This window comes from Amycolatopsis sp. NPDC043887 (genome assembly GCF_056435665.1).
In genome coordinates this window covers 23,629-30,429 of the sequence record NZ_JBWKEB010000008.1, presented here as the reverse complement: position 1 = coordinate 30,429, position 6,801 = coordinate 23,629, and the positions used below count along the sequence as shown (strand labels likewise).

Genomic DNA, 6,801 nt, shown 5'->3' with positions numbered 1-6,801 from the left:
GAATACCCCCCTCCTCCCCCACAACAGAGGCGTGCGACCCCCCCCCCCCCGGGGCGGGGGGGGGGGGGTTTCCCCCCCCCCCGCGCCCGAGGGAGGCTTACCTGGCCAGCGCGGTGATCAGCTCGCCGTCGGTGGTGTCACCGGACAGCTCCCAGAAGAAGGCGCCGCCGAGCCCCTGGTTCTTGGCGTAGGTGACCTTGCCGCCGATGGTCGCGGGGGTGTCGTAACTCCACCAGTCGCTGCCGCATTTGGCATAGGCGGTGCCCGCGACGGTGCCGGTGGCCGGGCAGGTGTTCTTCAGGACCTTGTAGTCCTGGATGCCCGGCTCGGTGCCCGCCGCCGGACCGGTAGCGGTGCCACCCGGGGCCTCCTGAGTGACGCCGGTCCAGCCGCGACCGTAGAACCCGATGCCCAGCAACAGTTTGTTCGCCGGGATGCCCTTGCTCTTCAGCTTCTGGATCGCGGCGTCGGAGTGGAAGCCGGCGGTCGGGATGCCCTCGTAGCCGGTCAGCGGCGAATGCGGGGCGGTCGGGCCCTGCGCGGCCCAGGCGCCGAAGTAGTCGTAGGTCATGACGTTGTACCAGTCGAAGTACTGCGAGGCGCCGCCGTAGTCCGCCGCGTCGATCTTGCCGCCGTCGGTGCCGTCCGCGGTGATCGCGGCGGTGACCAGCTTCGAGCCGAATTTCTCCCGCAGGGCCTGCGCGAGGTTCTTGATCGCGGCCGGTCCACTGGTGTCACACGAGAGTCCGCAGGCGTTCGGGTACTCCCAGTCGATGTCGATGCCGTCGAAGACACCGGCCCAGCGCGGGTCGTTGACCAGGTTGTAGCAGGACTCCGCGAACTTGGCGGGGTTCTTCGCCGCCTCGCCGAAGCCTCCGGACCAGGTCCAGCCGCCGAAGGACCACAGCACCTTGAGGTTCGGATACTTGGCCTTGAGCTTCTTCAGCTGATTGAAGTTCCCGCGCAGCGCGCCGGTGTCCCAGCTGTCGGCGACACCGTCCACACTGCCCGCGGCGTCGTAGAACTTGCTGGTCGCCGCCTCCGCGTCGCCGATCGCGCAACCACCGTTCGTCACGTTGCCGAACGAGTAGTTGATATGCGTCAGCTTGCTCGCCGAACCCGACGTGTCGATGTTCTTCACATGGTAGTTCCGCTGGTAGACGCCCCATTCGGCGAAGTACCCGAGCACCTTGCCGACCGAGGCCTCCGGTGCTTCCGGTGCGGCTGCCGCCTGCTGCGCCGGTGCGGCGACGGCCAGCGCGCCCAGCGCGACGGCCGCGGCACCCGCGAGCGCGGTGAACCTGGTCAAACGGGACATGCGTTCTCCCTTCACGGTCACCAGCGGTGACGAGAGGACTGCGGCGGGACACGCACAAGTTAAGTGGACTAGACCACTTCGTCAATGGTGCAGACCACGACTTTCGGATGGACATTTTCGAACATTCCCCGATGGGAATATGCCGAACGCCTCGCCGAGCCGGTCAAGGCCCTCCAGCGGAGCCACTCGGCCATAGCGGAACGGCAACAGTCAGTGAATGGGTAACGGCTCGAAAGCGATACCGCGGTCCGCAGCGCGCCGAGTCCCCCAGTCGTAGAGCGCTTCGAGTGCGGGGCGTAACCGTTCCCCTTCCTCGGTGAGCCGGTACTCGACGTGCGGCACCCGCCCCTCCCGGCTCTCCCTGAGCACGAGGCCGTCCGCCTCCAGTTCGCGCAGGTGCTGGGTCAGCATCTTCTCGCTGACGCCCGGCATCCGGCGCCGGAGCTCGCCGTACCGGTGCACCCCTTCCTTCAGATGCGACAGGATCACCGGCTTCCACTTGCCGCCGATGACGTCGACCGCGAGCTCGACCGCGCAGCGGTACCGCTTCATCGTCACTCCCGTTGGCACGCACCGAAAAGTAAGCGGTTGTCCCGAGCGATCCGGGGTGGTTGCCTTGCCGGACCGCAAGATCAGCGCCGCTGGGAGGACCCTACGTGACCGAGACGCCGACGTTGTACGAATGGGCGGGCGGACTGGCCGCCCTGCGACGGCTGACCACCGTCTTCTACGGCCGCGTGCTGAAGGACCCGTTGCTGGAACCGGTCTTCCGCGACATGGACCCCGGCCACCCCGAGCACGTCGCGGTCTGGCTCGCCGAGGTGTTCGGCGGCCCGGAGACCTACAGTCACGACCACGGCGGCCACCGGCACATGGTCGGGCGCCATCTCGGCCGCGCAATCACCGAAGAGCAGCGCCGCCGCTGGGTGAATCTGCTCTTCGACGCCGCCGACGAGGCCGGGCTGCCCGCCGATCCGGAGTTCCGTTCCGCGTTCGCCGCGTATGTCGAATGGGGCAGCAGGCTCGCGGTGATGTTCTCGCAACCAGGCCGAGAGGTGACCGTTCCCGAGCCCATGCCGAAATGGGACTGGGGCAACCGGCCGCCCTGGCAGCCGCCGTCGGACTGAAGGCGTTCATAGTGGGGCGGTCACGAAAGGAGGCCGCCGTGATCCGGGTGGACGGCCGGACCCTGCGCTGCGCGGACGTCGTGACCGCCGCGAGCACCGAGGGTCCGCTGGGCATCGACGTCTCGATCGCCGCGCTGCGCGGCGCGGAAAGCGCGTGGAAACTCGCCGAAGAGCTGAGCACGCGCCGCATCGTCTACGGCCGCACCACCGGCGTCGGCGCCAACAAGGAGGACCCGGTCGGCGAGGGCGAATCGCCGGATCACGGGCTGCGGCTGCTGCGCAGTCACGCGGGTGGCAGCGGCGACGTCATGTCCCCCGGCCAAACCAGGGCGATGATGCTCATCCGGCTCAACCAGCTGCTGGCCGGACGCTCGGGGCTCAGTCCCGAGCTGATCGGGGCGCTGGCCGCCGCCGTGCGGACCGGGGCGCTGCCGCTGGTGCACCGGCTGGGCGCGATCGGCACCGGCGACCTCGCGCCGCTCGCGGAGACCGCGCTCGCCCTCACCGGCGAACGGCCGTGGCTGGCAGGCGGTGTGCCTCCCGTGCCCGTGCGGGCAGGTGACGCGCTCGCGTTCATGAGCAGCAACGCCGCGACGCTGGCCGAAGCGACCCTCGCGGCGATGCGGCTCGACACCCTGACGCGGGCGAGCCATGTCGTCGCGGCGCTGACCTACATCGCGCTCGACGGGAACCCGGAGGCCTACGCGACTCCCGTCCACGAGGCGCGGCCGCACGCCGGGCAGGTCGCGTGCGCGGCGGAGATGCGGCGGCTGCTCGGGATGGAGGGCACGCCCAAGCCCGGCAGGCGTATCCAGGACCCGTTCGGCCTTCGCGCTTTCCCGCAGGTGCAGGGACCCGCGCTGGACGCGATCCACTACCTGCGCGACGTGCTCGCGGTGGAGATCAACGCCAGCACCGAGAACCCGATGATCTCGACGGTGCACCAGGACGCCTACCACCACGCGCACTTCCACACCGCGTACGTCTCGACCGCGCTCGACCAGGTGCGCGCGACCGTCCATCAGGTCGCCGAGCTGTCGGTGGCCCGGCTGGGCGATCTGGTGGAGCCGGAGTTCACCGGGCTGCGGCCGTTCCTCGCGGCCGGGCCGTCGGGCAGTTCGGGCGTGATGATCCTGGAGTACGTCGCGCATGACGCGCTCACCGAACTGCGGCAGGCCGCGCTCCCGGCGACGCTCGGCACCGCCGTCGTCTCACGCGGGATCGAGGACCACGCGAGCTTCTCCACCCAGGCCGCCCGGGCGGCGACCGCGGCGGGCTCGGCGTACCAGCAGGTGCTGGCGTGCGAACTGGTCGCGGCCGTGCGGGCGCTGCGGATGCGCAAGGCCGATCTCGTGTCCCTGCCCGCGCGGGACGCCTACGAGGCAGCCGCGGCGGTGCTCGACCCCAGCGTCGACGATCGGCCGCTCACCGAGGACATCGCCCGCGCCGTGTCGCTTTTGGACACCCTCGCGCTCGTCTGACTCCTGCATTTCGTCCTCTGAACGCGGTGGTTCGCGTCGCCAACTACCGCGTTCAGAGGACGAAATGCGGGAGGTCAGCAGCAGCAACCCCGCAGGGCGAGGGAGTGGAGGCGGGCGCTCGTGGCCGGCGCCGGCCGGTTCGCGGCCGCCTCGACGGCGTCGAGCATCCGCAGGCGCTCCGCCTTGTCGAGGACCCGGCCGCGGGTGATCACCGTGTCGATCTTCGCGACGTTGCGGATGTCGGTGGCCGGGTTCGCGTCCAGGAGCACGAGATCCGCCTCCTTCCCCACCGTCACCGTGCCCGACGTCGCTTCCCTGCCGAGGAACTTCGCCGCGTCACCCGTGACGGTCTTCAGCGCCTGCACCGGCGAAAGCCCGGCCTCGACCAGGAAGGCGAGTTCCTCGTGCAGCCCGCTGCCGGGGAAGGCGTACGGGTTGAGGCAGTCGGTGCCGCCGATGAGCCCGACGCCCGCTTCGTGCGCGACGCCGACCAGCCGCAGCGTCTCCTGGTAATAGCGCTCCTGCAGGGCGATATCCGCCGGAGTCTTGGGCGTCACCCGTTCGATGCCCTTGGCCCAGCTCTCGCGGACGCCGGCAGGCACGTATTTCAGCCGCGGGTCGTGCTGGTGGGTCTCGGCGGGCTGCGTGACCACCCGGTTGATCGTCAGCGTCGGCGAATGCCAGGTGCCGTTGCGCCGCAGCCTGCCGAAGTAGGCCTGCGCCCGGCCGCGGTCGTACGTGGTGACCGATTCGAACTCCAGCCGCCGCGCCAGGTCGAAGAAGGCACGCGGCTCCGCGGGGTCGTAGGGCGTCGCCGACAACCTGTCGAGGATCTCGTCGCACCGGGACGAGCAGTGGACGGACACCCCGAAGAAGTGCTCGAGGCTGTGCTGGCCGAGGTCGCTCACCTCAAGGTGGGACAGTTTGTACGGCCAGTGCCCCGAGAACCGGAGGCCCTGCGCGCGGGATTCGTCCGCGATGGCGCGCAGGGCGTCGCGTCCGAGGTAGGAGTAGGTCTTGACGAATTCGGCACCCGCGGCCTTCTCCGCACGGACGACGGCGCGTGCTTCGGCCGCCGTCGACACATGGAGCACCGGTGGCGCCAGAAGCGTGACCGGCCCGTCGACGATCCCGCTCGCCAGCACCATCCGCGGGCCGAGCAGCTCACCGCGTTCGATCTTGGCCTTCGTCTCGCGGTTCTCCGCGTACCCCCACATCTCGCGGACCCCCGTGACACCGTGGATCAGGTGCAGGGGCGGGACGACTTCTTCGAGGTCCGCGCTGTGGGTGTGCATATCCCAGAGCCCCGGAAGGAGGTACTTGCCTCGGCCGTCGATCACCCGCGCGCCACCGGTTTCCGGAAGCTCGGCGGAGCCGCCCACCCAGACGATCCGGTCACCGGCCAGCACGACCGAAACGCCGGGCCGTGGAGCCGAACCCGTGCCGTCGATCAGCGTGACCTCGGCGATGACGACGATCTCGCCCTGGTCGGCACCTGCCGTGCCGGGCAGCAGCGCGGCGAAGGCCACTCCGGTCCCGCCGACGGCCAGCCACCTCAGGAATTCGCGCCTACTGGATCCCGCACCCGCCATGAGAACCGCCGTCCCTTTCGCCCGGATCCCCAGAGGGCGATTCAACTTGTCGCGGAGGCGGGGCCGCAAGAAAACGAAGGCCCCTTACCCGAACACAGCACAAAGTAAGGGGCCTACTCCTGAAACAGGGCTCAGCCGAAGAAGACCTCGGCCTCTTCGTACCGCTCGACCGGGACGGTCTTCAGCTCGGCGGTCGCCTCGGAGAGCTTGACGCGGACGATGTCCGTGCCGCGCAGCGCCACCATCACGCCGAAGTCACCGTCGGCCACGGCGTCGACCGCGTTGAGCCCGAACCGGGTGGCGAGCACGCGGTCGTACGCCGTCGGGGTGCCACCGCGCTGGACGTGCCCGAGCACGACCGCGCGGGACTCCTTGCCGGTACGGGCGGCGATCTCGTCGGCCAGCCAGGTGCCGATACCGCCGAGCCGGACATGCCCGAAGGCGTCCTTCTCCCCGGTCAGCAGCTTCTCCTCGCCGCCTTCGGGCAGCGCGCCCTCGGCGACCACGATGATCGGCGCGTACTCCTTCTCGAACCGGCGCTCGACCCAGGACACGACCTGGTCGACGCTGAAGTGCCGCTCCGGCACCAGGATCACGCTCGCGCCGCCGGCGAGACCGGAGTGCAGCGCGATCCAGCCCGCGTGCCGTCCCATGACCTCGACGACCAGGGCCCGGTGGTGCGACTCGGCCGTGGTGTGCAGCCGGTCGATGGCCTCGGTGGCGATCGAGACGGCCGTGTCGAAGCCGAAGGTGTAGTCGGTGGCGCCGAGGTCGTTGTCGATCGTCTTGGGCACCCCGACGACGCCGACACCGTCGTCCGTGAGCCGCTTCGCGACGCCGAGAGTGTCCTCGCCGCCGATCGCGATCAGCGCGTCGACCTGCTGCTCGGCGAGCACGGCCTTGATCTTGCCGACGCCGCCGTCGACCTTGTACGGGTTGGTCCGCGACGACCGCAGGATCGTGCCGCCTCGGGTCAGGATGTCCTCGACGTCGTTCAGGCCGAGCGGGCGGCTGTCCCCGGTGAGGGGACCGTTCCAGCCGTTGCGGAACCCGACGATGTCCCAGCCGTGTACCTCGATGCCCTTGCGCACCACAGCGCGGATCACCGCGTTGAGCCCCGGGCAGTCGCCACCGCCGGTCAGCACACCGACACGCATGAGAAGCCTCCGTCTTTGTGTTCCGTAGAGATGACAGTCACATGTCCCGCCACCAGCGTAGCGGGAGTTCTCTGGATCGGTGCAGGGCGGACCACCTCGGGAATCGGTCCACGTCCGGGATGTGCT

General features: G+C 69.8%; 6 protein-coding genes. 2 read left to right on the top strand and 4 right to left on the bottom strand.

From position 1 onward, the window contains the following. Positions 1 to 97: 97 nt before the first annotated feature. Both AC069H_RS21825 and AC069H_RS21820 read right to left on the bottom strand, forming a co-directional pair. The gene (locus AC069H_RS21825; RefSeq protein ID WP_478233625.1) at positions 98 to 1,318 is read right to left on the bottom strand and encodes a glycoside hydrolase family 18 protein; all 1,221 of its coding nucleotides are present in this window, start codon (positions 1,316 to 1,318) and stop codon (positions 98 to 100) included. Positions 1,319 to 1,528: 210 nt separating this feature from the next. After that, positions 1,529 to 1,870, bottom strand: a complete 342-nt coding sequence (locus tag AC069H_RS21820; protein ID WP_465434609.1) for a winged helix-turn-helix transcriptional regulator — start codon at positions 1,868 to 1,870, stop codon at positions 1,529 to 1,531. A gap of 104 nt (positions 1,871 to 1,974) precedes the next feature. Here AC069H_RS21820 and AC069H_RS21815 point away from each other — a divergent pair, with 104 nt between their 5' ends. Continuing rightward, positions 1,975 to 2,445: a group II truncated hemoglobin gene (locus tag AC069H_RS21815; protein ID WP_478230005.1), complete on the top strand. Its 471-nt coding sequence runs from the start codon at positions 1,975 to 1,977 to the stop codon at positions 2,443 to 2,445. 38 nt (positions 2,446 to 2,483) lie between these two features. Continuing rightward, positions 2,484 to 3,926, top strand: coding sequence for an aromatic amino acid ammonia-lyase (locus AC069H_RS21810; protein WP_478230004.1), 1,443 nt, complete (start codon positions 2,484 to 2,486; stop codon positions 3,924 to 3,926). Between the two features lie 74 nt (positions 3,927 to 4,000). Here AC069H_RS21810 and AC069H_RS21805 read toward each other — a convergent pair whose 3' ends face one another. Together AC069H_RS21805 and AC069H_RS21800 are read right to left on the bottom strand one after the other, a co-directional pair. Next, the gene (locus tag AC069H_RS21805; protein ID WP_478233624.1) at positions 4,001 to 5,518 is read right to left on the bottom strand and encodes an amidohydrolase family protein; all 1,518 of its coding nucleotides are present in this window, start codon (positions 5,516 to 5,518) and stop codon (positions 4,001 to 4,003) included. Positions 5,519 to 5,649: 131 nt separating this feature from the next. Continuing rightward, positions 5,650 to 6,675 (bottom strand): 6-phosphofructokinase, encoded by a 1,026-nt coding sequence (locus AC069H_RS21800; protein WP_340683255.1) that lies wholly within the window; start codon positions 6,673 to 6,675, stop codon positions 5,650 to 5,652. Positions 6,676 to 6,801 lie beyond the last annotated feature (126 nt).